Source organism: Ensifer sp. KUDG1, assembly GCF_050434285.1.
Taxonomy (GTDB): Bacteria; Pseudomonadota; Alphaproteobacteria; order Rhizobiales; family Rhizobiaceae; genus Ensifer.
Window position 1 is genome coordinate 1,004,044 of record NZ_JBNDIG010000002.1, and the last position, 22,521, is coordinate 1,026,564.

Here is a 22,521-nt window from a genome sequence, read left to right on the forward strand (position 1 = left end):
TCAACCTCACTCGACGCCGAAGGCCGGATGATAGGCGACCGTGCCGGCCGCCATCGCGCCGGAAAGAGCCAGCGCCATGAAATATTGCGGCGCACAACCGGGGAATACAAGAGCCGATTCGTTGCGGAAGCCGAACTTTTGATAGAGGGCCGGATCGCCGACGACGACGCAGCCCGAGGCGCCTTCCGCCCGCAGCCATTCGAGGCCCTCGAGGATCAGTTGCCTGCCGATGCCCTGGGCCTGAACGTCCGGCTTGACCGAGACCGGACCGAGCCCGAACCAGCCGCTTTCCGCCGGGTCGAACGTTACCGGCGAAAAGGCGATGTGCCCGACGATTTCCTCGTTCATCTCGGCGACAAGCGAGACGGTCAGCGCGCCGGCCTCACGCAGCCGCTCGATAATGAGGGGCTCGCTCTGGTCGCTGTGCGGATGCCCTTCGAAGGCGGCCGCGGTGACGTCGCGGATCGCCTTCTCATCTCCCGGGCGCTCATGCCGGACATAGATCATTCGACGGTCACCGATTTGGCGAGGTTACGGGGCTGGTCGACGTCGGTGCCCATGAACACCGCGGTGTGATAGGCAAGCAGCTGGATCGGCAGCGAGAAGATCATCGGCGCGATGACCTCGTCGACATCAGGCAGCACGATCGTCGCCATGGTCTCGAGCTTGGAAGCGGCAGCGCCCTTCTCGTCGGTGATGAGAATGATCCGGCCGCCGCGGGCCGCCACTTCCTGCATGTTGGAAACGGTCTTTTCGTAGAAGCGGTCGTGCGGGGCAATGACGATGACCGGCATATTCTCGTCGATCAGCGCGATCGGTCCATGCTTCAGTTCGCCGGCGGCATAACCTTCCGCATGGATATAGGAGATCTCCTTGAGCTTAAGTGCCCCTTCCATCGCCAGCGGGAAGCTGGTGCCACGGCCGAGGTAGAGCACATCGCGGCACTTCGACAGCTCGCGCGACAGAAGCTCGATCTTCGGCTGAACGGCGTTCAGCACCTGGCCCATGATGCGCGGCATTTCGGCGAGAAAACGAACCAGGACCTGCTCTTCCTCGGCACTCACCGTGCCGCGGGCGCGACCGGCGCCGATCGCGAGCGAAGCCAGCACGGCGAGCTGGCAGGTGAAGGCCTTGGTCGAGGCGACGCCGATTTCGGGGCCGGCAAGGATCGGGAAGACCGCGTCGGATTCACGCGCGATCGTTGATTCGCGCGTGTTGACCACGGCGCCAATCTTCAGGCCGAGCTCCTTGCAGTAGCGCAGCGACGCCAGCGTATCGGCGGTTTCGCCGGATTGCGAGATGAACAGCGCGGCCGCATCAGAAGACAGCGGGATCTCGCGGTAGCGGAACTCGGACGCAACGTCGATTTCCACCGGCAAGCGGGCGTAACGCTCGAACCAGTACTTGCCGACGAGACCGGCGAGATAGGCAGTGCCGCAGGCGGAAATCGCAAGGCTCGGAACCTTGGCGAAATCGATCGTGCCCGGCAGCGCCTTGATGCGGTTGCCGGCAAAGTCGATGTAGTGGCTGAGCGCGTGCGCGATCACCTCCGGCTGCTCATAGATCTCCTTCTCCATGAAGTGCCGGTGGTTGCCCTTGTCGATCATGTAGGCGGCTGCTGTCGAGAGCTGCTTCGGCCGGTCGACGACGTTGCCGTCGAGATCGAAGATATGCACGCCATTCGCGCCGATTACGGCCCAGTCGCCATCGATCAGATAGGTGATCTCGTTGGTAAAGGGCGCAAGCGCGATCGCGTCGGAGCCGAGGAACATCTCGCCGCGACCGTGACCGATCGCAAGCGGCGGGCCGTTGCGCGCCGCCATGATCGTCGAAGGGTCGTCCTGGAACAGCACCGCCAGCGCATAGGCGCCGGTGACGCGCTTCAGCATCGCGTGCATGGCCTCGCGCCGGCCAAGTCCGTCGCGCCGGAACTTGGAGAGCAGATGCGCGACGACCTCGGTGTCGGTGTCCGTCTCGAACTTGGCGCCGCCGGCGATCAGCTCGTCCTTCAGCGCGGCAAAGTTTTCGATAATGCCGTTGTGCACGACGGCGACGCCGTCGGTGAAGTGCGGATGGGCGTTCCGCTCGGTCGGCGCGCCATGGGTTGCCCAGCGGGTGTGGGCAATGCCGATCGTGCCAGCAAGCGGCTCTTCGCGCAGCCTGATCTCCAGATTGACGAGCTTGCCTTCGGCGCGCCGGCGCTCCAGCTTGCCGCCAATGACGGTAGCGACACCGGCGGAATCATAGCCGCGGTACTCCAAGCGCTTCAGCGCATCGACCAGTCGTTCCGATACCGGCTGGTTGCCAACGATGCCTACAATACCGCACATAGTCGTCTCCGAATTCGTCCCCGCGCCGTGATCGGCGCCCCTGTTCAACGAGGGCGAAAAATGCCGCCCGGCGCGCTGCCTTGGTAAAGCATTTGCGGATCGAGGCAATCCGCCCCGATTTCACTTTCGATTTCAATGTTTAACGCCGCCGCATGTTCCCGCGAATCCAACCCGATCCAAGGGGCGTGCGACAATCCGAAGTGCTCGGCGCCCGCACGCGTCAGCGCGCGGGCATCATAGGCTTAGCCGCCTTCTTGGCCGCCTTCACCGCCTGGTAGCGCTCGCGCAGCAGCCGTGCCCGGCCGGGCTTGATTTCCTGGCGCGCGCGGCCGAAAGCGACGGCGTCGGCCGGCACGTCCTCGGTGATCACGCTGCCGGACGCGACCAGAGCACCGTCACCGATCGACACGGGCGCCACAAGCGACGAATTCGAGCCAATAAAGGCATTTTCCCCGATCCGCGTTTCGTGCTTGTTCACACCATCGTAATTGCAGGTGATCGTACCGGCGCCGATGTTGGTGCCTGCGCCGACGAAGGCATCGCCGATATAGGTCAGGTGATTGACCTTGGCGCCGGCGCCGATCTCCGCCTTCTTGACCTCGCAGAAATTGCCGACCTTGGACTTTTCACCGAGATCGGCACCCGGGCGCAGGCGTGCATAAGGGCCGACCGTCGCACCGGAGCGCACCGTCGCACCCTCGACATGCGAAAAGGCGTGAATGATCGCGCCGCTTTCGACGCGCACGCCCGGACCGAAGACGACATTCGGCTCGACCAGGACATCCTGCTCCAGCACGGTATCCCAGGCGAGAAATACGGTTTCCGGCGCGATCATCGATACGCCCGACAGCATCAGCTCGTGACGACGGCGCTGCTGCCACAGACGCTCGATGAAGGCGAGTTCGGCGCGGGTGTTGCAGCCGGTCAGCTCCTCTTCGGGGGCCTCGACGGCAATCGCCTGCCCGCCGATCTCGCGAACGATCTCGACGAGGTCGGTCAGGTAGTATTCGCCCTTGACGTTGGCGTTGCCGATGCGGCCGAGAAGGTCGAGCGCCTTGCGACCGTCGATCGCCATCAGGCCGCCGTTGCAATAGGTGATGCGGCGCTCTTCTTCCGTTGCGTCCTTGTGCTCGCGAATGGCAAGCAGCGCGCCGTCCTTAACGATCAGGCGGCCGTAGCCCGACGGGTCTGCCGCCTCAAAGCCGATCACCACCACCTCATTGCCGGCCGCCAGCCCCTCGCGGGCGGCCCTAAGCGGCTCCGGCTTGATCAGCGGTGTATCGCCGAAGACGACGAGAATGTCGTCGTAACCCTTTGCGATGGCGTCGCGGGCCGCAAGCACCGCGTGACCGGTGCCGAGCCGTTCCTTCTGCAGATAGGAGGAAACCGACACGCCGCCGATGTCGGCGGCGGCCGAGACCGCGTCGGCGTCGCGGCCGACAACGAGAGCGATATCGGAGATGGAAGCACTTGCGAGCGCCTCGACGACGTGGGCGATCATCGGCCGGCCGGCCACCGGATGCAGCACCTTCGACATGGACGATTTCATCCGCGTGCTTTCACCCGCAGCCAAAACGATGGCCAGGCACGTCCGTTCCATATATCTCTCCTTGGTCTTTTCCAGGCTCACGCCCTCTGCACAATTCCTTAGATCGGAATCGGCTCAAGTACAAAATCGCCGTTCGATTCGGCGCGGTGCTAGCAGCAACATATTGCGAGAAGCATAATTCTCACAATCACGTCGCATTAACCCGCTTAAAACCGGATGATGGCATAAGAAGGCGCGGAGCCTGTGTCAGCAAAACCGTGCGGGTGCATCGCTCCTTCGGGGGATCAAGCCGCAATGCACAGCCGCACTGACATCGACACACCGGCAAAGCCTACCGGCGCGGTTGTTCTTCTCGCCCGATCTCCGCTTCTGCTGCTGGCCCTTGTGCTTGGCGTACTCGCGGTTCTGTTGAGCTTCACGATCCCGCAGCCGATCGGCCCGATGTTCTGGGACCACTATCTCTATCTCGATGCTGCCAACCGCATCCGCGACGGCCAGATCCCGTCGGTCGATTTCTTCACCCCCGTCGGCGCCCTCGGCTACTATCTCTTCACCGGCCTGCAGGGCATCTTTCCGCACGGCCAGCCGCTGCTCCTGGCAAGCTGGTGCCTGCTTCTCGCCACAGGACCGCTGATCGCGCTGGTGGTCGTCGATGTCCAGAAGCGTTCAACGGCACTCGCCTATGCGATCCTGCTGCCGTTCCTGGTGTTTTCGGTGCTGCCGTTCAACACCGGCGACTTCTACCCCTACCCCGGCTCCGACGGTTTCGGCATCTACAACCGCCAGGTCTGCCAGCTTCTCTATGTGCTTGCAGCCGCACTCGTCCATGTGCGCGATCGCCGGCTGCTCGTCGCAACGGTCGCCGGTGCCATGGCGGCACTCTTCTTCGTCAAGATCACCGGCGCGGTTGCCGGCACGCTCATGTGCCTCATGGCCTTTGCTGCAGGACGCCTGCCGTTCCGCTCGGCTATTGCAGCCGGGCTTGTGGTCTTTGCTGTCCTCGCCATCGTCGAAGTCGCCTTCGGCGGCGTCTCCGCCTATCTTGCCGATATCCTGGCGCTGCTTTCCGTCAATGACGGCAGCTTGCTGCCGCGCCTGCTGCAGGCCGCCTCCCTCAATGCCGGCCTTTTGATCCCGGTCGGACTGCTTTGCATGGTGCTTTTCGGAAGCCACCTTTCGTCCTTCACCCAGTCGCTGCGCCAACTTGGAAAAAGCCCGTCAATGGCGGCGATTGGCAGGACGTTCGACCAGCCGTTTTTCTGGCTGACTGCCTTCGTTGTTGCCGGCATCGTCTTTGAGAGCCAGAACACCGGCAGCCAGGCGTTCATTTTCCTGTTGCCGCTGCTCCTCAAGCTCGCGATTGACGAGGTCGCGACCGCCAAAACAAGGCCCGCCGCAATCGCCGTCGCTGTTCTCGCGCTCGCGGCAGCCTTGCCGCCGGTCACGGCCGTTGCGCAAAAGAGCGCGCGCGCCTGGATCGGGGCCGTCAACAACGTGCCGCTGGAAAGCCGCAACCTCAAAACCTTGGGCGCCGTCAATGTGCGGCCCATCCTGGCACTGCGCGCCGAGCGCCTGCGCACCATCTACGCGACCGAGCGCTCCGCTTTCGACGCCTTCGCCAAGGCCGGCGAGTTGCCGTCGTTCCTGCTCTATAGCGATTTCGATTTTCAGGCGGGATGGCTGATGAATGTCGACGACGCGGTCGACGCGCTCAGGGCCTACGAAGATTCAAACCGCGTGCGCTTCGAAACGATCTTCAACGTCGACTTCACCAATCCCTTTCCGTGGCTGATGGACCGCAGTGCGCCACTGCATGTCGCGATCGGCGCAGATCCCTTCCGCGCCATTCCGCCGCCGGATGAAGATGTTCGCGCTGCCATCGCTGCTGTCGACATCGCGCTGGTACCGACCTGCCCGGTGACCAACGTCAACCAGACGCTGCTGTCGCTCTATCTGCTGAGCCTCGAGACGGGGCACAGCCGGATCACGCTGACACGCTGCTACGACGCCTTTGTCCGCAACGGCCTGAAGCCTGCGGCCAACGTCGGCGGCTGACGGACGCCGATGACTAAGCGCCCGGCCGCAAGCGGCTCTCGCTGAGCAGCCCGTTTTCCTCAAGGATTGGATAGGCGACGGAAGCGATATGCGCGTTGACGCGCTTCAGATCCCTGAGCATGTCGAGGTGCAGGGAGCTCGTCTGCAGGCTCTGGACCAGCCCGTCGCGTAACCGCTCGATATGGCGCTCGGCGGAGCGTTTTTCCATGTGGCGCACGTTGACCTTCACCTCGATGAGCTGCTTGGCGAGATCGGCGTTGCGGGTGACGAATATGGTCTGCGCGACACGCAGATTGTCGATGGTCAGATTGAAGAGGCTCTTCAGCTCCTGATAGCCCTCCTCCGAGAACTTCAGGCCGTTGCTCACCTTCTTCGCGATCTGCTCGCACAGCCCCTTCTCGATGATGTCGCCCATGTGTTCGAGATTGATGGCGTAGTCGATGATGACGATCGAGCGGCGGCCGTCGTCGGCGCTGAGGCCATCGCGGCCCAATCGCGACAGGAAGATCTTCACCTCCTGCTGCAGCTGATCGACCTGTTTTTCGAACTTGCCGATATCGCGGATGTCCGAAAGATCGTTGTTGTTGAAGGCGTTCGCGGCGCGCATCAGCATCGCCTCGACCAGATCGCCGACACGCAAGACCTCGCGAGTGGCGCCCGAAAGCGCCATGACAGGCGTATTCAGCGTGCCCTCGTCGAGATAGCGCGGACCGGTCTCCTCCGCTTCTCCGTCCGGAATGAACCGCGCCATCAGCTGCGACAGCAATCCGGCGAAGGGCCAGGCAAGAATGGCGACAGCAAGGTTGAAGGCCAGGTGAATGTCGACCGGCAGGTTCTGGCGCGGCAGCGGCAGGCTCTGCAGAAACTCCACGCTCATGCCCGTCAGCGGCAGCGCGATCAGGCAGCCAATGGCACGAACGACGAGGTTGGCGATAGTGACGCGGCGCGCCGACGGCGCGGAACCGAGCGTCGCCATGACGGGCGGAACGGCGCCACCAAGATTGGCGCCAAGCACGAGCGCCACGGTCAGACCAACGCTGAGGATGCCTGTCGTCGAGAGCGAGAGCACCAGCATCACCACAGCGAGGCTCGACGACGACGCAAAGGCAAGTCCCGCGGAAATGAGCAGTGCCACCGGCCAGGCGCTGTCGAGCATCGACAGGAACGCCCCAAGGGCCGGACTGTCGCGCATCGGCTCCGTCGCCGCGCCCAAGAGATGTAGCGACAGAAGCATGAGGCCGATGCCGACGAAGGCAGCACCCAGACCCTGGCGGGCGTTCGACCGGCTGGCGCGGTGCAAGACCACGCCGATGAGAATGACGAGCGGCGACAGCCACTCGATGCCGGTCGCCACGATCCAGGCGGTCATGGCGGTGCCAAGATTGGCGCCGAGCAGGACGATCTGCGCCATGCGCGAACGGATAAGCCCCTTCTCCACGAAGGATGCCGTCATCAGTGCCGTCGCCGTGGAACTTTGCAGCGCAAGCGTTGCGACAAGTCCGGTCACGAAGGAACGGAGAGAGCCGTCGGTTCCCTGAGCGAGGCCGGCGCGCAACCGCGCCCCGAAGGCACGGGTCACCCCGTCCTTGACCAGGGACAGGCCGAAGAGAAGCAGCGCCACTGCTCCAAACAGGTTTACCATCACGATTGTCGACTGCATGGAATCTTTCCCGCGGAAGCTCCAAAGAATCGCTCCGCCCCTGCAACAGAACCACAGAACAGCGGCATGTTCGAGCCAATGTGACAGATATTTTTCGGTTGCCGGCTAATGAATCCGACATCAACTTCAGCGTTCGCGCCGGCCCGTGCGGCGCGCGCGTTTCGCAGGATCTTCGCTTCCCATGATCGTGTCGCGGCATGCGCCGGAAAAACAGGTGCACCACCGGGATCAACGATCCCGTGAGCGCGCGCAATTTGCGGCAAACAACCCTTCATTTCCTGTTTCGTTTGTTTTAAGGAACGATTTCGTTTGGCCGATGGCCACCGCATTGCAACGAGGTTTCTGCCCCCATGCTCGAATTTCTGAGAAGCGCCGCCCAGACCTGGGTCGTCAAAGGCCTGCTAATCGTTCTCGTTCTGTCGTTCATGGTGTGGGGCGGCTCGTCGCTGACGATGACCAACCAGTCGGACGCGGTGGTCGTCGTCGGTGACGTCAAGGTCAAGCCCCCGGAATTCCGGCTCGCCTACGAGACCATGCTGGCACAAGCCTCCCGCCAGCTCGGCACGCGGCTGACGCCGCAGCAGGCGCGCGCTTTCGGCATCGAGCAGCGGGTCTACTCGCAGATCGTCGCCGGCGCGGCTCTCGACCAGCTCGCCAACGACATGAATCTCGGCCTGTCGCAGGATCGGCTCGCAAAACTGATCGCCGACGATCCGGCATTCCACAGCGTCAACGGCCAGTTCGACCGAATGACGTTCACGAGCGTGCTGCGCAATGCGGGCCTGCGCGAACAGGATTACATCAACAGCCAGAGCCAGACCGCGATCCGCTCGCAGATCGTCGATGCGCTGTCGGATGGCTATGTCGCTCCGAAGGTTCTCACCGACGCAATCGGCGCCTACCGGCACGAGAAGCGCACGATCGATTACCTGCTGCTCTCGAATGCCAACATTGATCCCGTCAAGGTGCCCGGCGACGATGTGCTTTCTCCGTGGTACGACAGCCGCAAGGCAAACTACCGTGCACCGGAATATCGCAAGATCACCTACGTGAAGCTCGAGCCGACCGACGTCGCCGATCCGACCGTTGTGACCGACGACGAGATCCGCGCCGAATACGAACGCCGCAAGGAAAGCTTCCGCAGCGCTGCCGCGCGGACCATCGAACAGCTCTCCTTCACCTCGCGTGAAGCCGCAGACGCATCGTCGGCAAAGCTTGCTGCCGGCACCAGCTTCGACGATCTCGTGAAGGCCGAAGGCAAGTCCTCCGCCGACGTACTTCTCGGCGAATTCACCAAGGATCGCGTTCCCGACGCCAAGATCGGCGAAGCCGCTTTCGCGCTGCAGGCCGACGGCGTGACCCCGGTTGTCGACGGTGCCTTCGGTCCCGTCATCCTGCGCGTGACGAACATCCGCCCGGAAACCGTCCGCAGCCTCGACGAAGTGAAGGAAGAACTGCGCAAGGACATCGCCCTGTCCACGGCGGGCGAGGAAGTCATGCGCCTGCATGACAAGATCGAAGACGAGCGCGCTTCCGGCGCGCCGATCAAGGAAGTCGCCGACCAGCTCAAGCTGAAGTTCATAACCGTCGATGCGGTGGACGCGACCGGCAAGGACAAGAACGGCGATGACGTCGTCGGCCTGCCGGAACAGGCAGCTCTTCTCCAGGAAGTCTTCAAGGCCGACGTCGGCGCCGAAACCCTGCCGGTGAATGTCGGCCGCGAAGGTTACGTCTGGTTCGACCTCGATGAAGTTATCCCGGCGCGCGATCGCACGATGGACGAAGCCCGCGACGAAATCGGCGCCGACTGGATGGCCGAGCAGCAGCGTGCAGCCCTGGCCAAGAAGGCCGGTGAACTGAAGCAGCGCGTCGAACAGGGCGCAAAGCTCGCCGACGTCGCGACCGAACTCGGCCTCGTCGTCGAGACCAAGGCAGGCCTGACGCGCGCAACCGCGGACGTCGCTCTCAGCCCGGCTGCCGTCGCCGCCGCCTTCTCCGGCGCGAACGGCTTTGTCACCAATGCTCCCGGCATCGGCGGCGAAGGTCAGATCCTTCTGCAGGTCACCTCAGTCGACACCGCCGGCCCGGCAGACGTGCTTCAGGACGACAGCCGCCAGATCGAGGCCCTCGCCCGCGTCAGCGGCGAGGACATCCTGGACCAGATGGTCGCCACGCTGCAGGCCGCCTACGGCGTTTCGATCAACCAGACGCTCGCTGAAACCGCCATTGCGCAACGATAGGCCCAAGGAAACCATCGATGAGTGATCTGAAGCCATTCGTCGCCAAGGTCGCCGCCCGCGAGGCGCTGAACCGCGAAGACGCACGTGCCGCCTTCGAAATCATCATGTCGGGTGCCGCAACGCCGTCGCAGATCGGCGGCTTCCTGATGGCATTGCGGGTGCGCGGCGAAACCGTCGATGAAATCGTCGGCGCGGTGGGTGCGATGCGGGCCCGCATGCTGCCGGTCGATGCCCCGGCGGACGCAGTCGATATCGTTGGCACCGGCGGCGACGGCGCCGGCACCTACAACATCTCGACGCTTGCCTCGCTGATCGTCGCCGGCGCGGGCGTGCCGGTCGCCAAGCACGGCAACCGCGCGCTGAGCTCGAAGTCGGGCACGGCCGACGCGCTCTCCTGCCTCGGCGTCAAGCTCGACATCGGTCCGGAAGCGATCTCGAAATGCATCCGCGAAGCCGGTGTCGGCTTCATGTTCGCCCAGCAGCACCATTCCGCCATGCGCCATGTAGGCCCGACGCGGGTGGAGCTTGGAACGCGTACGATCTTCAACCTGCTCGGTCCGCTCTCCAACCCCGCAGGCGTCAAGCGCCAGCTCGTCGGCGTCTACGCGCCGCAGTGGGTGCAGCCGCTCGCCGAAGTGCTGCGCGATCTCGGCTCGGACAACGTCTGGGTCGTTCACGGCGACGGCCTCGACGAGATCACCACGACAGGCACGACCGAGGTCGCCGAACTCAAGGACGGCAAGATTACGACCTTCACGCTGACGCCGGCGGATTTCGGGCTTCAGACGGTGACGATCGATGCGCTCAAGGGCGGCGACGGTGCGCACAATGCAGTCGCGCTCCAGGCGGTGCTCGACGGTGCCGAGAACCCCTATCGGGACATTTCCCTTGCCAATGCGGCCGCATCGCTGATGATAGCCGGACGGGCAAAGGACCTCACCGAAGGCATGGCGCTCGCGCGCCAGTCGCTTTCAAGCGGCGGCGCGAAGACCGCGCTGCAGCGCCTGATCAGCGTTTCGAACGCGGCCTGAGGAAGGATCAGCACATGACGGATATCCTGCGCAAGATCGAAGCCTATAAGCGCGACGAGATCGCGGCCGCCAAGTCGCATGTCGCGCTCGACGAGCTCAAGGCGCGCATCGCTGACCAGTCCGCCCCGCGCGGCTTCCATGCGGCGCTCGCCGCGCGCAAGGCCGCCGGCACGTTTGGGCTGATCGCCGAAATCAAGAAGGCAAGCCCGTCGAAGGGGTTGATCCGCCCGGATTTCGATCCGCCTGCGCTCGCCAAGGCCTATGAGGCCGGTGGCGCGGCCTGCCTGTCGGTGCTGACGGACGCCCCGAGTTTTCAGGGCGCGCCTGCCTTTCTCGAAGCGGCGCGCGCGGCCTGCGCCCTGCCGGCGCTGCGCAAGGACTTCATGTTCGACACCTACCAGGTGTTCGAGGCACGCGCCTGGGGCGCCGACTGCATCCTTCTGATCATGGCTTCGCTCAGCGACGACGACGCCCGCCGCCTTGAAGAAGCTTCCTTCGAACTCGGCATGGACGTGCTGATCGAAGTGCATGATGCCGAGGAGATGGAACGGGCGCTGAAGCTTGCCTCGCCGCTCGTTGGCATCAACAACCGCAACCTCAGGACCTTCGAGGTCGATCTCGCTGTTTCCGAGCAGCTTGCGGGCATGGTGCCTGCCGACCGTCTGCTCGTCGGCGAAAGCGGCATCTTCACGCATGCGGATTGCCAGCGGCTGGAAAAGAGCGGCATCACGACCTTCCTCGTCGGCGAGAGCCTGATGCGCAAGAGTGACGTCGAATCAGCAACACGCGCACTTCTGACGGGCGCTGCGACCACGCTGGCGGCCGAGTGATGAGCAAGCCGACGCTCACGCATATCGGTGGCAGCGGCGAAGCGAACATGGTGGATGTCGGCGACAAGACCGAAACGGTGCGCATCGCCGTCGCCGAGGGCCATGTGCGGATGAAGGCGGAAACGCTGACTCTCATTCTCGAAGGCGACGCCAAGAAGGGCGACGTCATCGGCACGGCGCGGCTGGCGGGCATCATGGCCGCCAAGCAGACCGCCAACCTCATTCCGCTCTGCCATCCGCTGATGCTGACCAAGGTCACCGTCGACATCACGCCGGATCCGACGCTCCCTGGCCTTCGGGTCGAGGCGCTTGCCAAGCTGACGGGACGCACCGGCGTCGAAATGGAAGCGCTGACGGCTGTCAGCGTCGCCTGCCTCACCATCTACGACATGGCGAAAGCCGCGGATCGCGAGATGGAAATCGGCGGCATCCAGCTGGTCAGCAAGTCCGGCGGACGATCTGGCGACTACCGACGCGAAGGGAACTGAGGCCATGGCGTTGCTGTCCGTCGAAGACGCGCTCGAGCGAATCCTCCACGGCGCCATGCCACCGCAATTGACAGAACTCGTCAGCCTTCATGACGCGCTTGCCCGCGTGCTGTCTCAAGATATTCCGGCGCGCGTCACCCACCCGGCCTTCGACAATTCGGCGATGGACGGCTACGCCGTGCGCCACCGGGACATCGAGACCATCGGCTCCGAACTGACCGTCATCGGCCAATCGGCGGCAGGCCACGGCTTCAAGGGCGAGATGAAAGCGGGCGAAGCCGTGCGCATCTTCACCGGTGCGCCAGTGCCATCGGGCGCCGATACGGTGATCATCCAGGAAGATACCGAGCGGTTGCCGGGCAACCGAATCCGCACCACATTCGTGCCCGGCAAGGGGCGACACATCCGAACCGCAGGCCAGGACTTTATCGCCGGCGAAGCGGGACTTTCGGCGGGCGACGTGCTCGATGCCGGGCGCTTGACGCTCGCTGCCGGGATGAACCATGCGAGCCTGCCGGTCTTCAAACGCCCACGGATCGCGATCCTCGCCACGGGCGACGAACTGGTGGCTCCGGGCAGCAAGCCGGGCAACGATCAGATCATCGCCTCCAACAGCTTCGGAGTCGCGGCGATTGCCCGCGATAACGGCGCTGAGGTCATCGATCTCGGCATCGTCCGCGACGATCGGGACGCGATCGGTGCGGAGATCGGCCGCGCGCAGGCCGCCGATGTCGACGTGATCGTCACGCTCGGCGGCGCTTCGGTCGGCGACCATGACCTGGTGCAGTCGACGCTGATTGCCTGCGGCATGACGCTCGACTTCTGGCGCATCGCCATGCGGCCGGGAAAGCCGCTCATGGTGGGACAGCTCGGAAAGGCCACGGTGCTCGGCCTGCCGGGCAATCCGGTCTCCAGCCTCGTCTGTGCCCTGCTCTTCCTAGAGCCGCTGACCCGTAAGCTCGCCCGCTTGCCATCGCGCGACCGATTGACGACCGCGCGGCTCGCAAGCCCGCTTCCGGGCAACGATGTCAGGCAGGACTATGTGCGCGCGCGCCTGACGAGGGACAGCGACGGCGCATTGCTCGCCCATCCCTTCTCACGGCAGGACTCGTCAATGATGAAGGTTTTCGCGCAGTCCGATTGCCTGATCGTACGACCGCCGCACGCGGGCGAGGCGCCCGCGGGCACGCCCTGCGACATCCTCAAGCTTCGCTGAACAAACCAGGCGCGAGCCACCTAGGCGCGCAAAAGCAAAAGGCCGGGTAGAACCCGGCCTTTGTTTCCGTTCGATCTCGGCGATGATCACGTGGCTTCGTCATAGAGCGCCGCCATGTCAGCGTGCCGCTGTCACCGCTTTTGCAGCATCAGGCCGGGGTGCGAATCAATTGACCGTCTCGTCCGAGCGGCTGACCAGGATCTTGTCGATGCGGCGTGCGTCCATGTCGACCACTTCAAAGCGGTAACCATGGGCAATCGCGACATCGCCCTCCTCCGGCGTCTTGCGCAGTTGCTGGACGAGGAAGCCGGCAATGGTCTCGAAATTACCGTCGGCGTCGATGCCTTCGATGCCGATCGTCAGGTGGATTTCGTCGATCGGCGTGCGGCCGTCGACAAGGTAGCTTCCGTCTTCGCGCTGGCGGATCAGGGCATGCTCGATGTCGTCGTAGTTCGACGGCAACACGCCAACGATCGCTTCGAGAATATCGGCGATGGTGATGATGCCCTCGGTGCTTCCGTACTCGTCGACGATCATTGCCATGTTGATGCTCGACGACTTGAAGGCTTCCAGTGCCTTCAGGCACGACGCCGTCTCCGGCAATGTGTGGATTTCCTTGATGTACCTGCGGACATCGAACGGCCCGGAGGTGGGAGCGTTTAGAATTTCCTTTGCCAGAACCGCGCCGAGAACGTCGCCGCTTGGACCGTCAACCACCGGGTAGCGGGAATGGCCGAACTGATCGATCTTGCGGCCAACCGTTTCGAGGCTGTCGTTGACGTCGATGAAGCTCACCTCGGTGCGGTGGGTCATGATCGACTTCACGTTGCGGTCGCCGAGGCGGATGATTCGCCGAAGCATCTCATGCTCCGACTTTTCGATGGCACCGCTTTCGACGCCTTCGGCCATGATCGCGTGCACTTCCTCTTCCGTCACATGATCCGGATCGTCGGGACGGATGCCGAGAAGACGCATGGCGAGCGATGCCGCCGTCTCGAAGAGGTAGACGACCGGCGCTGCGATCCGTGACAACAGGTGCATCGGGCGCGCGACGAACATGGCTAGCGCCTCGGAATTTTTCAGCGCCAGCTGCTTCGGGATAAGTTCGCCGATAACCACCGACAGGAAGGTGATGAGGGTAACGACGAGCACCAGGGCGACCGTGTTGCCGTAAGGATTGATCCAGGCGATCTCATCGAGCAGCGGCGCAAACTTCGCAGCGATGGTCGCGCCGCCGTAGGCGCCGGCCAAGGTGCCGACGAGCGTGATGCCGACCTGAACCGTGGAAAGAAACTTGCCGGGGTCTTCAGCAAGGCGCAGCGCCACCTCGGCGCGGGCATTTCCCTGTTTTGCCATCTGGCGAAGCATGGGCTTGCTTGCCGAGACGATTGCCATTTCCGAGAGAGCAAAAAATGCATTGATCAAAAGCAGGACGAAAATGACAAAAAACTCGGACATGGTCTCCAGGTCACCGTTGACGAAAGTCGCTCCGCAAGGAGCGAGCCCTCACCAAATAAGGCCAGCGCGCGATCCGAGCAAGCACAAGCAATGAAATCGCTGCAATCTTCTGAACATTGGAAGGGTCGAGCGCTGTTTTGTTGAACAATCTCGACCGGTGGCAGCATCAACTGCGGCTGTGCAGGGCGCTGCGAACGCGCTCGCGTCCGATCTTGATCACGTTTTCCATCGCAAGGCGCGCGCCGAGCTCGTCACGCCTGCCGATCTCTTCGACGATCCGGATATGGTTGCGGGCAACTTCGTCTATGCCGCCCTTTTCGGCGACCGGGGAGCTCAGCTTGAAGACGCCGACCAGCGCCGCCTCGATCAGCCCGCCGACCGTGCGCATGAATGGGTTGCCGGATGCCTCGGCGACAGCAAGGTGGAATTTCAGGTCAGCGCCGGCGAGGCTCTCGGCGCTATGGCCCTCCTCGCCCATCGCAACCGCGAGCCGCATCATGCGGCTGATTTCGGCCTCCGACGCGTTTCGCGCCGCGAGCGCGGCGGCATGCGGCTCGAAGGCCAGGCGCACTTCGCTGAGATGATAGAGGAACTCTTCGTCGACACCGCACTCGAAATGCCAAGTCAGGATATCGTTGTCGAACAGGTTCCAGTCGTTGCGCGGCGTCACGCGGGTGCCGATTCGCGCCCGCGGCACGACGAGCCCCTTGGCGGCGAGCGTCTTCATCGCTTCGCGCAGAACGGTTCGCGACACCTTGAAACGGGCCGCGAGTTCCGGGTCACCCGGAAGAATGGAGCCGACAGGAAATTCGCCGGATATGATAGCCTTGCCGAGTTGATCGACAACATGTGCGTGGCTGGTTCGCTTGCGCGAGCCGGACACAACGGTTTCCAGCACACTCCTGTTCAATCCATCTCCTCCAGGCACTCCCCTGCCTGACTTCATACGGCGCGCTGCGCCACAACGCCTTCGTGCGAAGCACGGAGGTCACCCCTAAACCTGTGCAAATGAATGTAGTTTGAACGGTCGATTCCGGAAAGCCCCAGGGCGGGCGCAAAACCGTAAACCGCGCACCGCCGAACGGACAAGCAACCCTTGCGCGATCTCCAAACGACAAACCCCGCCGAAATGGCGGGGTTTGCATTGTGTTTCGTAGGCGCTTGCTTACTTCGGCAGCTGGTCGTCGACACCTTCGACGTAGAAGTTCATGCCGAGCAGCGTGCCGTCGTCCGACGATGCGCCGGCTGCCAGCCACTCGCTACCGTCCTGCTTCTTCAGCGGGCCGGTGAAGGGCTTCAGCTCGCCCGACTCGATCTTGGCTTGGGTGTCCTCGGCGAGCTTCTTCACGTCGTCAGGCATGTTGGTGTAGGGCGCCATCGTCAGAATGCCGTCCTTCAGGCCGTCCCAGCTCGAGGTCGTTTCCCACTTGCCGTCGAGGAAGGCCTGGGTGCGCTTGATGTAGTAGGCGCCCCAGGTATCGACGATCGCCGTCAGCTGCGTTTCCGGGCCGGCCTTGATCATGTCGGACGCCTGACCGAAGGCCTTGATGCCACGCTCGGCGGCAACCTGCATCGGAGCCGTCGTATCAGTGTGCTGCGTCAGGATATCAACGCCCTGGTCGACCAATGCCTTGGCAGCATCGGCTTCCTTGCCTGGATCGAACCAGGTGTTGGCCCATACGACCTTGATCTTGAAGTCCGGGTTGACCGAGCGCGCGCCGATGACGAAGGAGTTGATGCCCATCACCACTTCCGGGATTGGGAAGGAAGCGATGTAGCCGGCGACGCCCTTCTGCGACATCTTGGCAGCGATCACGCCCTGGATGTAGCGGCCTTCATAGAAGCGGCTGTTGTAGGTCGCGACGTTCGGCGCAGTCTTGTAGCCGGTCGCATGCTCGAACTTCACGTCCGGGAACTTCTGGGCGATCTTGATCGTCGCATCCATGAAGCCGAAGGACGTCGTGAAGATCAGGCCGCAGCCCGAGCGTGCGAGACGCTCAATCGCGCGCTCGGCATCCGGACCTTCCGGCACGCTTTCCAGATACTGCGTCTCGATCTTGTCGCCGAGCGCCTTTTCCAGCTCCTGGCGGCCGATGTCGTGCGCCTGGGTCCAGCCGCCGTCGGTCTTTGCACCGACATAGACGAAGCAGACCTTGGCCTTTTCCTGGGCGCTTGCGCCGGTGGCAAAGCCGAGCGCGGCCGCGGAGCTTGCGAGAACGAGCAGTAGTTTTTTCATTTTCTTGACCTCTGTCGGTTTGAGAAACGTCAGTATGAAATGCTTGCGATCACCGGTCCGGCACAAACGGTTTGCCGAGCGATGCCGGCGTATTGATCAGGGTCATGCGCCGGTTATGCGAAATGAGAATGAGGACGACGATCGTTGCGACATAGGGCAGCGACGAAAGGAGCTGCGAGGGAATGCCCAGACCGAAGGCCTGCGCGTGCAACTGGCTGATCGAAACAGCGCCGAAGAGATAGCCTCCCGCCACCAGCCGCCACGGACGCCAGGACGAAAAGACCACCAGCGCCAACGCGATCCAGCCGCGACCGGCCGACATGTTCTCCACCCATTGCGGCGTATAGACGAGCGACAGTTGCGCGCCGGCAAGGCCGGCGCAGGCGCCGCCGAACATCACGGCGAGATAGCGGGTGCGAATGACGTTGACGCCGAGCGCGTGTGCTGAGGCGTGGCTGTCGCCGACCGCACGCAGCTTGAGGCCAGCGCGGCTCTTGAACAGGAACCAGTGCACGCCTGCGACGATCGCGATCGAAAGATAGAAGATGATGTCCTGCCGGAAAAGCAGCGGCCCGATGTAAGGGATATCGGCGAGAAGCGGGATCGCGATCGGCTGAAGCTTGACGCCCTGCATGCCGAGGAAACTCTCGCCCATCATGCCGGAGACGCCGATGCCGAGCAGGGTCAAGGCCAGGCCCGTCGCCACCTGGTTTGCCACCAGGCTCAGCGTGAGGAAGGCAAAGAGCTGCGAGAACAGCGCGCCGCAGGCGATGCCTGCAAGCATGCCCAGATAGGGCGAACCGGTGATCTGGGTGATTGCGAAGGCGGAGACCGCCCCCATGATCATCATGCCCTCGACGCCGAGGTTCAGCACGCCGGACCGTTCGGTCACCAGTTCGCCGATTGCGGCCAACACCAGGGGCGTTGCGGCCGTGATGACGCTCAAAAGGATCGCTTCGACGATACCCATCAGCGGCTCCCCTCGCTGTTAGTCGCGGTCAGCCGGTCGAAGACCAGCTTGATGCGATAGTGGATGAGCGTGTCGCAGGAGAGCACGAAGAAGAGCAGGAGACCCTGGAAGACGCGCGTGACTTTTTCGGAAACGCCGATCGACAGCTGCGCCGCCTCACCGCCGAGATAGGTGAGCGCCAGCACCAGGCCGGCGGCGACGATGCCGAGCGGATTAAGGCGGCCGAGAAACGCAACGATGATGGCGGTGAAGCCGTAGCCGGGCGAGATGACCGGGCGCAACTGCTGGATCGCGCCGCTGACCTCGGAAATGCCGGCCAGGCCGGCAAAGGCGCCGGAAAGCAGCATCGAGAACCAGATCATCTTGCGCGAGGAGAAACCGGCAAAGCGCCCTGCCCGCTCCGATTGGCCAAGCACGGAAATCTCGAAGCCCTTCAGCGTGTAACGCATCATGAACCAGACGAGGATCGCGGCTATGATGGCGAAGGCGAAGCCCCAGTGGGTACGGCCGGAGGCAAGCATTTCCGGCAGGATCGCATCGACGGCAAAGGTGCGCGTCTCCGGAAAGTTCATGCCGCCCGGATTGCGCCAGGGTCCTCGCACCAGCCAGTCGAGAAAGAGCTGGGCGACATAGACCAGCATCAGGCTCGTCAGGATCTCGTTGGTGTTCATATGCGCCTTGAGGAAGGCGGGGATGGCGGCAAACAGCGCGCCGCCGAGCATGCCCATCAGCATCATCAGCGGCAGCACCAGCGGCGACTGCCAGTCGTAGAAGACCACCGGCAGGATCGAGCCGGCAATCGCGCCCATGATGAACTGGCCCTCGGCGCCGATGTTCCAGTTGTTGGAGCGGAAGCAGACCGATAGCCCGACGGCAATCAGGATCAGCGGGGCGGCCTTGATCGCCAGTTCGTGCAGCGACCAAACCTCGCTCAGCGGCTCGATGAAGAAGCTGTAGAGCGCCATCACAGGATTCTTGCCGAGCAGCGCAAACATGATGCCGCCGAAGATGATCGTCAGCAGGAAGGCGATGAACGGCGACAGGATCGAAAACAGCGTCGAGACCTTGGCGCGCTTTTCCAGTTCAATGCGCATGTGCGGCCTCCGTGCCTTCCGTCTTGCCGTACATGCCGCCCATCAGCAGGCCGATCTTTTCACGCGAAAGCTCCTTGGCCGGATAGGGATCGGAGAGCTTTCCGTCGCTGATGACGGCGATCTCCGTCGCCACTTCGAAGATCTCATCGAGATCCTGGCTGATGACGAGCACGGCAGATCCGGACTTGGCGAGATCGACGAGCGCCTGGCGGATGCGGCTGGCAGCACCCGCATCGACGCCCCAGGTGGGCTGGTTGACGACGAGCACGCTCGGCTGGCGGTCGAGTTCACGCCCGACGATGAACTTCTGCAGGTTGCCGCCGGAAAGCGAGCCGGCCGGCGGGTCCTCGCCACTCTTGCGCACGTCCATCGCCTCGGAGATGCGCTTCGTGGCGCTCGTCACCGCATCGCGCCGGATGATCTTGAGGAAGCCGCCGCCGAGGAACGCCTTGGCGTCCGAGCGACTGCGGGCAAGCACGAGATTGTCGGAAAGCGGCAGCGCCGATACCGCCGCGTGACCATGGCGTTCCTCGGGAACGAAGCCCGCGCCCATCAGCCGGCGGGCGTTGATGTTACGGTTGCCGACCGGCTTCTGGCGGATCTGCACCGCATTGTCGTCGGCAACCGGATATTCGCCCGAGAGCGCGTCGAAGAGTTCACCCTGGCCGTTGCCGGCAACACCGGCGATCGCCAGCACCTCGCCGGCATGCACCTTGAGACAGATGTTCTTCAGCGAAACGGCGAAAGGCGTGCGCGCCGGCACGCTCAAGTGCCGCGCTTCCAGCTGCACCTGGCCCTTGGCGCTGGTGCCTTCGGCCGTCACGGCCGCGACGTCGCCGCCCACCATCATGCGCGCCAGCGACGAGGGGGTCTCCGTCTTCGGATCGCAGGCGCCGGTCACCTTGCCGTGGCGCAGCACCGTTGCGCGGTCGCAGATGCGCTGCACCTCTTCCAGCCGGTGGCTGATATAGAGAACAGAACGGCCTTCGGCCTTCAGCTTGTAGAGTGTTTCGAACAGGCGATCGGCTTCCTGCGGCGTCAGCACCGAGGTCGGCTCGTCGAGGATGATGAGGCGCGGGTTCTGCAGGAGCGCGCGCACGATCTCGATGCGCTGGCGCTCGCCGACCGAGAGATCCGCCACATGCGCCTTGGGGTCGAGCGGCAGGCCATAGGCATGCGACAGGCGCGACGCCTCTTCCGCCACCCTCGCCAGCGAGATGTTCGCATCCATGGAAAGCGCGATATTCTCTGCGACCGTCAGCGCCTCGAACAGCGAAAAGTGCTGGAAAACCATGCCGATGCCGAGCTTGCGCGCTGCCGCGGGATTGGCAATGCGCACGCTCTGGCCCTGCCAGAGGATCTCGCCGGCCGTCGGCGCCAATACGCCGAACAGCATCTTGACCAGGGTCGATTTTCCGGCGCCGTTTTCGCCGAGAAGGGCGTGGATTTCGCCCGGTTCAATCTGCAGATTGATCCCATTGCAGGCCGCGAAGCTGCCAAACAATTTCGTCAGGTTGCTCACAGCCAATAGATGACCGTTCGCCGCTACTCCCTCAACAGGCACGCTGCCCTCTTTCCCCTCTGTTGATCCGCGTCCGCCTTAAGGCTTCGATCACGGAATCAGCAGTGTTGTTCCACTTGTTTTTCTTGTCTCGAGATCCGTATGCGCTCGCCCCGCATCGGCGAGCGGATAAGTCTGATTTATATTGATACGCACTTTGTTGCTTCGCACAATATCAAACAGGGAATTTGCACACGCTTCCAGCGCAGGCCGCGTGGCAACATAACCAAAGAGTGTCGGACGCGTCGCAAAAAGCGAGCCCTTTTGAGCCAGGATGCCGATGCTGAAGGCATCCACCGGACCGGACGAATTGCCGAAGCTGACCCAGAGGCCGCGCGGCTTGATGCAATCCAGCGACGCCGGATAGGTGTCGCGCCCGACGGAATCGTAGACGACATCGACGCCGCGGCCGTCGGTCAATTCCTTGACCCGAGCGACGAAATTGTCGGTGCGGTAGTTGATCACGTGGTCGTAGCCATGCGCCAGCGCCAGATCAATCTTGTCCTGCGAGCCCGCGGTACCGATGACCGTCGCGCCAAGCGCCTTCGCACACTGGCCGGCGATGAGCCCGACGCCACCGGCTGCGGCATGAAAGAGGATCGTCGTGCCCGGCCCGACCTGATAGGTCTGATTGAGCAGATATTGCGCCGTCATGCCTTTCAGCATCATCGCAGCCGCGGTCTCGAGGCTGATGCCTTCAGGCACCTTCACCAATTGCGCGGCATCGACATTGCGTTCGCTCGCATAGGCGCCATCGGCCGAGGCATAGGCGACGCGATCGCCGACGGAGAACAGGCTGACGCCGTCGCCAACCGCAGTGACGATGCCGGCACCTTCCTTGCCCGGCACGAACGGCAAGGCCGACTTGTAGAGGCCGGTGCGGAAGTAGACGTCGATGAAATTGAGTCCGACCGCCACTTGGCGGATCTGCACCTCACCCGGCCCCGGCGGCGAGAGTGTCACGCCTTCGAGCTTCAGGACCTCCGGTCCTCCGAGTTCGCGTACCACAATCGCCTGTGCCATTGCCTGCTCCTATTTCCGGCCGAGACTTGGGAAAATCTGCAGCACGAAGCCAATCACGTAGAGATAGATGCCTGTGACGACGAAACCGGTGACGACCCATGCCGGTGTCGCAAAATGCAGGAGCAGCGCATAGATGCCGAGCGCCGACCACAGAAGGAAGATGCCGAGGTTCAGCGGTCGCAGGCGCTGGACGCGGACCGGATGAAGGAAGTTGATCGGCAGGAAGGTCAGGACCACCGACACGAAGACGACGATCGACGCCGTCAACTCGCTCGCCTGGATGACGAACAGCGTGAAGACGACCATGTTCCAGACGACGGGGAAGCCGGAGAAGAAGTATTCGTCCGTCTTCATGCCCATGTCGGCATAGTAGATCGCACTCGAAACCACGATCGCGCCTGCCGCGACGAACGACCAGGGCTCGCCGATCATGCCGCTCTGGTAGAGTGCAAAGGCCGGCAACAGCACATAGGTCACGTAGTCGATGACATTGTCGAGCGTGTCGCCCGACCAGTTGGGCAGCACTTCCTTGACGCGCACCTTGCGGGCGATCGGCCCGTCGATGCCATCGACGAGCAGCGCCAGCCCCAGCCACCAGAACATGTCGACGAAACGGTGCTCGGCCGCAGCCACGACACCCAGGAAGGCGAGAAACGATCCCGATGCGGTCAAGATATGCACGGAGAAGGCGCGAATCTCGGCGTAGGGAACTCGTCTGTAGTTAAAGAACTTCATCTGCGGACGCCGCCCACCCCTGCTGTTTTCCCCGTGCGGGCCTTG

The 22,521-nt window shown here is 63.2% G+C and carries 18 protein-coding genes; 6 read left to right on the forward strand and 12 right to left on the reverse strand.

Annotated elements, in window-relative coordinates; genetic code table 11:
* Nucleotides 1-6 precede the first annotated feature (6 nt).
* From M2267_RS10430 to glmU, 3 genes are all read right to left on the reverse strand, one after another.
* On the reverse strand, nt 7-504 hold the full coding sequence (locus tag M2267_RS10430; protein WP_429114534.1) for a GNAT family N-acetyltransferase: 498 nt from the start codon (nt 502-504) through the stop codon (nt 7-9).
* Nucleotides 504-2,330 carry a glutamine--fructose-6-phosphate transaminase (isomerizing) gene (gene glmS, locus M2267_RS10435; RefSeq protein WP_429114453.1) on the reverse strand — a complete coding sequence of 609 codons (1,827 nt, stop codon included), beginning with the start codon at nt 2,328-2,330 and terminating at the stop codon, nt 504-506. Before glmS ends, M2267_RS10430 begins: the two co-directional genes overlap by 1 nt.
* A gap of 220 nt (nt 2,331-2,550) precedes the next feature.
* The gene (gene glmU, locus M2267_RS10440; RefSeq protein WP_429114455.1) at nt 2,551-3,930 is read right to left on the reverse strand and encodes a bifunctional UDP-N-acetylglucosamine diphosphorylase/glucosamine-1-phosphate N-acetyltransferase GlmU; all 1,380 of its coding nucleotides are present in this window, start codon (nt 3,928-3,930) and stop codon (nt 2,551-2,553) included.
* A gap of 243 nt (nt 3,931-4,173) precedes the next feature.
* Here glmU and M2267_RS10445 point away from each other — a divergent pair, with 243 nt between their 5' ends.
* Nucleotides 4,174-5,934: a hypothetical protein gene (locus tag M2267_RS10445; RefSeq protein WP_429114457.1), complete on the forward strand. Its 1,761-nt coding sequence runs from the start codon at nt 4,174-4,176 to the stop codon at nt 5,932-5,934.
* 13 nt (nt 5,935-5,947) lie between these two features.
* Here the strand turns inward: M2267_RS10445 and M2267_RS10450 are convergent, their stop codons facing one another.
* Nucleotides 5,948-7,594, reverse strand: coding sequence for a Na/Pi cotransporter family protein (locus M2267_RS10450; protein ID WP_043620323.1), 1,647 nt, complete (start codon nt 7,592-7,594; stop codon nt 5,948-5,950).
* Between the two features lie 350 nt (nt 7,595-7,944).
* Between M2267_RS10450 and M2267_RS10455 the strand changes: the two genes are divergently transcribed.
* Genes M2267_RS10455 through M2267_RS10475 form a run of 5 tightly spaced genes read left to right on the forward strand, consistent with a single transcriptional unit; the run spans nt 7,945 to nt 13,399 of the window.
* Nucleotides 7,945-9,834, forward strand: a complete 1,890-nt coding sequence (locus M2267_RS10455) for a SurA N-terminal domain-containing protein (RefSeq protein ID WP_429114461.1) — start codon at nt 7,945-7,947, stop codon at nt 9,832-9,834.
* A 17-nt stretch (nt 9,835-9,851) separates the two neighbouring features.
* Nucleotides 9,852-10,865, forward strand: a complete 1,014-nt coding sequence (trpD, locus tag M2267_RS10460; RefSeq protein WP_429114464.1) for an anthranilate phosphoribosyltransferase — start codon at nt 9,852-9,854, stop codon at nt 10,863-10,865.
* A gap of 14 nt (nt 10,866-10,879) precedes the next feature.
* On the forward strand, nt 10,880-11,695 hold the full coding sequence (gene trpC, locus M2267_RS10465) for an indole-3-glycerol phosphate synthase TrpC (RefSeq protein ID WP_402317190.1): 816 nt from the start codon (nt 10,880-10,882) through the stop codon (nt 11,693-11,695).
* Nucleotides 11,695-12,183 carry a cyclic pyranopterin monophosphate synthase MoaC gene (gene moaC, locus M2267_RS10470; RefSeq protein ID WP_192446098.1) on the forward strand — a complete coding sequence of 163 codons (489 nt, stop codon included), beginning with the start codon at nt 11,695-11,697 and terminating at the stop codon, nt 12,181-12,183. The genes trpC and moaC overlap by 1 nt, the downstream gene beginning before the upstream one ends.
* A gap of 4 nt (nt 12,184-12,187) precedes the next feature.
* Nucleotides 12,188-13,399: a molybdopterin molybdotransferase MoeA gene (locus tag M2267_RS10475; protein WP_429114467.1), complete on the forward strand. Its 1,212-nt coding sequence runs from the start codon at nt 12,188-12,190 to the stop codon at nt 13,397-13,399.
* A gap of 165 nt (nt 13,400-13,564) precedes the next feature.
* Here the strand turns inward: M2267_RS10475 and M2267_RS10480 are convergent, their stop codons facing one another.
* The 8 genes from M2267_RS10480 to pcsA all read right to left on the reverse strand — a co-directional run bounded on the left by M2267_RS10480 (nt 13,565) and on the right by pcsA (nt 22,476).
* The gene (locus M2267_RS10480; RefSeq protein WP_043620310.1) at nt 13,565-14,857 is read right to left on the reverse strand and encodes a hemolysin family protein; all 1,293 of its coding nucleotides are present in this window, start codon (nt 14,855-14,857) and stop codon (nt 13,565-13,567) included.
* Nucleotides 14,858-15,023: 166 nt separating this feature from the next.
* Nucleotides 15,024-15,803, reverse strand: a complete 780-nt coding sequence (locus tag M2267_RS10485; RefSeq protein ID WP_052201907.1) for a FadR/GntR family transcriptional regulator — start codon at nt 15,801-15,803, stop codon at nt 15,024-15,026.
* A 219-nt stretch (nt 15,804-16,022) separates the two neighbouring features.
* Nucleotides 16,023-17,093 carry a BMP family ABC transporter substrate-binding protein gene (locus M2267_RS10490; protein WP_043620503.1) on the reverse strand — a complete coding sequence of 357 codons (1,071 nt, stop codon included), beginning with the start codon at nt 17,091-17,093 and terminating at the stop codon, nt 16,023-16,025.
* Nucleotides 17,094-17,142: 49 nt separating this feature from the next.
* On the reverse strand, nt 17,143-18,063 hold the full coding sequence (locus M2267_RS10495) for an ABC transporter permease (protein WP_043620304.1): 921 nt from the start codon (nt 18,061-18,063) through the stop codon (nt 17,143-17,145).
* A complete protein-coding gene (locus tag M2267_RS10500; RefSeq protein WP_043620301.1) occupies nt 18,063-19,157 on the reverse strand; it encodes an ABC transporter permease in 1,095 nt (364 codons plus the stop codon). The genes M2267_RS10495 and M2267_RS10500 overlap by 1 nt, the downstream gene beginning before the upstream one ends.
* Complete coding sequence (locus tag M2267_RS10505; protein WP_043620298.1) at nt 19,147-20,721, reverse strand: ABC transporter ATP-binding protein; 1,575 nt, start codon at nt 20,719-20,721, stop codon at nt 19,147-19,149. The genes M2267_RS10500 and M2267_RS10505 overlap by 11 nt, the downstream gene beginning before the upstream one ends.
* Before the next feature lie 48 nt (nt 20,722-20,769).
* Complete coding sequence (locus M2267_RS10510) at nt 20,770-21,741, reverse strand: quinone oxidoreductase family protein (protein WP_429114474.1); 972 nt, start codon at nt 21,739-21,741, stop codon at nt 20,770-20,772.
* A 9-nt stretch (nt 21,742-21,750) separates the two neighbouring features.
* On the reverse strand, nt 21,751-22,476 hold the full coding sequence (pcsA, locus tag M2267_RS10515) for a phosphatidylcholine synthase (protein ID WP_034790952.1): 726 nt from the start codon (nt 22,474-22,476) through the stop codon (nt 21,751-21,753).
* Nucleotides 22,477-22,521 lie beyond the last annotated feature (45 nt).

What these genes read in the sequence shown, in the direction of transcription:
- glmS (WP_429114453.1), bottom strand. Translation starts at nt 2,330, where the DNA reads ATGTGCGGTATTGTAGGCATCGTTGGCAACCAGCCGGTATCGGAACGA.
- glmU (WP_429114455.1), bottom strand. Translation starts at nt 3,930, where the DNA reads ATGGAACGGACGTGCCTGGCCATCGTTTTGGCTGCGGGTGAAAGCACG.
- M2267_RS10445 (WP_429114457.1), top strand. Translation starts at nt 4,174, where the DNA reads ATGCACAGCCGCACTGACATCGACACACCGGCAAAGCCTACCGGCGCG.
- M2267_RS10450 (WP_043620323.1), bottom strand. Translation starts at nt 7,594, where the DNA reads ATGCAGTCGACAATCGTGATGGTAAACCTGTTTGGAGCAGTGGCGCTG.
- M2267_RS10455 (WP_429114461.1), top strand. Translation starts at nt 7,945, where the DNA reads ATGCTCGAATTTCTGAGAAGCGCCGCCCAGACCTGGGTCGTCAAAGGC.
- trpD (WP_429114464.1), top strand. Translation starts at nt 9,852, where the DNA reads ATGAGTGATCTGAAGCCATTCGTCGCCAAGGTCGCCGCCCGCGAGGCG.
- trpC (WP_402317190.1), top strand. Translation starts at nt 10,880, where the DNA reads ATGACGGATATCCTGCGCAAGATCGAAGCCTATAAGCGCGACGAGATC.
- moaC (WP_192446098.1), top strand. Translation starts at nt 11,695, where the DNA reads ATGAGCAAGCCGACGCTCACGCATATCGGTGGCAGCGGCGAAGCGAAC.
- M2267_RS10475 (WP_429114467.1), top strand. Translation starts at nt 12,188, where the DNA reads ATGGCGTTGCTGTCCGTCGAAGACGCGCTCGAGCGAATCCTCCACGGC.
- M2267_RS10480 (WP_043620310.1), bottom strand. Translation starts at nt 14,857, where the DNA reads ATGTCCGAGTTTTTTGTCATTTTCGTCCTGCTTTTGATCAATGCATTT.
- M2267_RS10485 (WP_052201907.1), bottom strand. Translation starts at nt 15,803, where the DNA reads ATGAAGTCAGGCAGGGGAGTGCCTGGAGGAGATGGATTGAACAGGAGT.
- M2267_RS10490 (WP_043620503.1), bottom strand. Translation starts at nt 17,093, where the DNA reads ATGAAAAAACTACTGCTCGTTCTCGCAAGCTCCGCGGCCGCGCTCGGC.
- M2267_RS10495 (WP_043620304.1), bottom strand. Translation starts at nt 18,063, where the DNA reads ATGGGTATCGTCGAAGCGATCCTTTTGAGCGTCATCACGGCCGCAACG.
- M2267_RS10500 (WP_043620301.1), bottom strand. Translation starts at nt 19,157, where the DNA reads ATGCGCATTGAACTGGAAAAGCGCGCCAAGGTCTCGACGCTGTTTTCG.
- M2267_RS10510 (WP_429114474.1), bottom strand. Translation starts at nt 21,741, where the DNA reads ATGGCACAGGCGATTGTGGTACGCGAACTCGGAGGACCGGAGGTCCTG.
- pcsA (WP_034790952.1), bottom strand. Translation starts at nt 22,476, where the DNA reads ATGAAGTTCTTTAACTACAGACGAGTTCCCTACGCCGAGATTCGCGCC.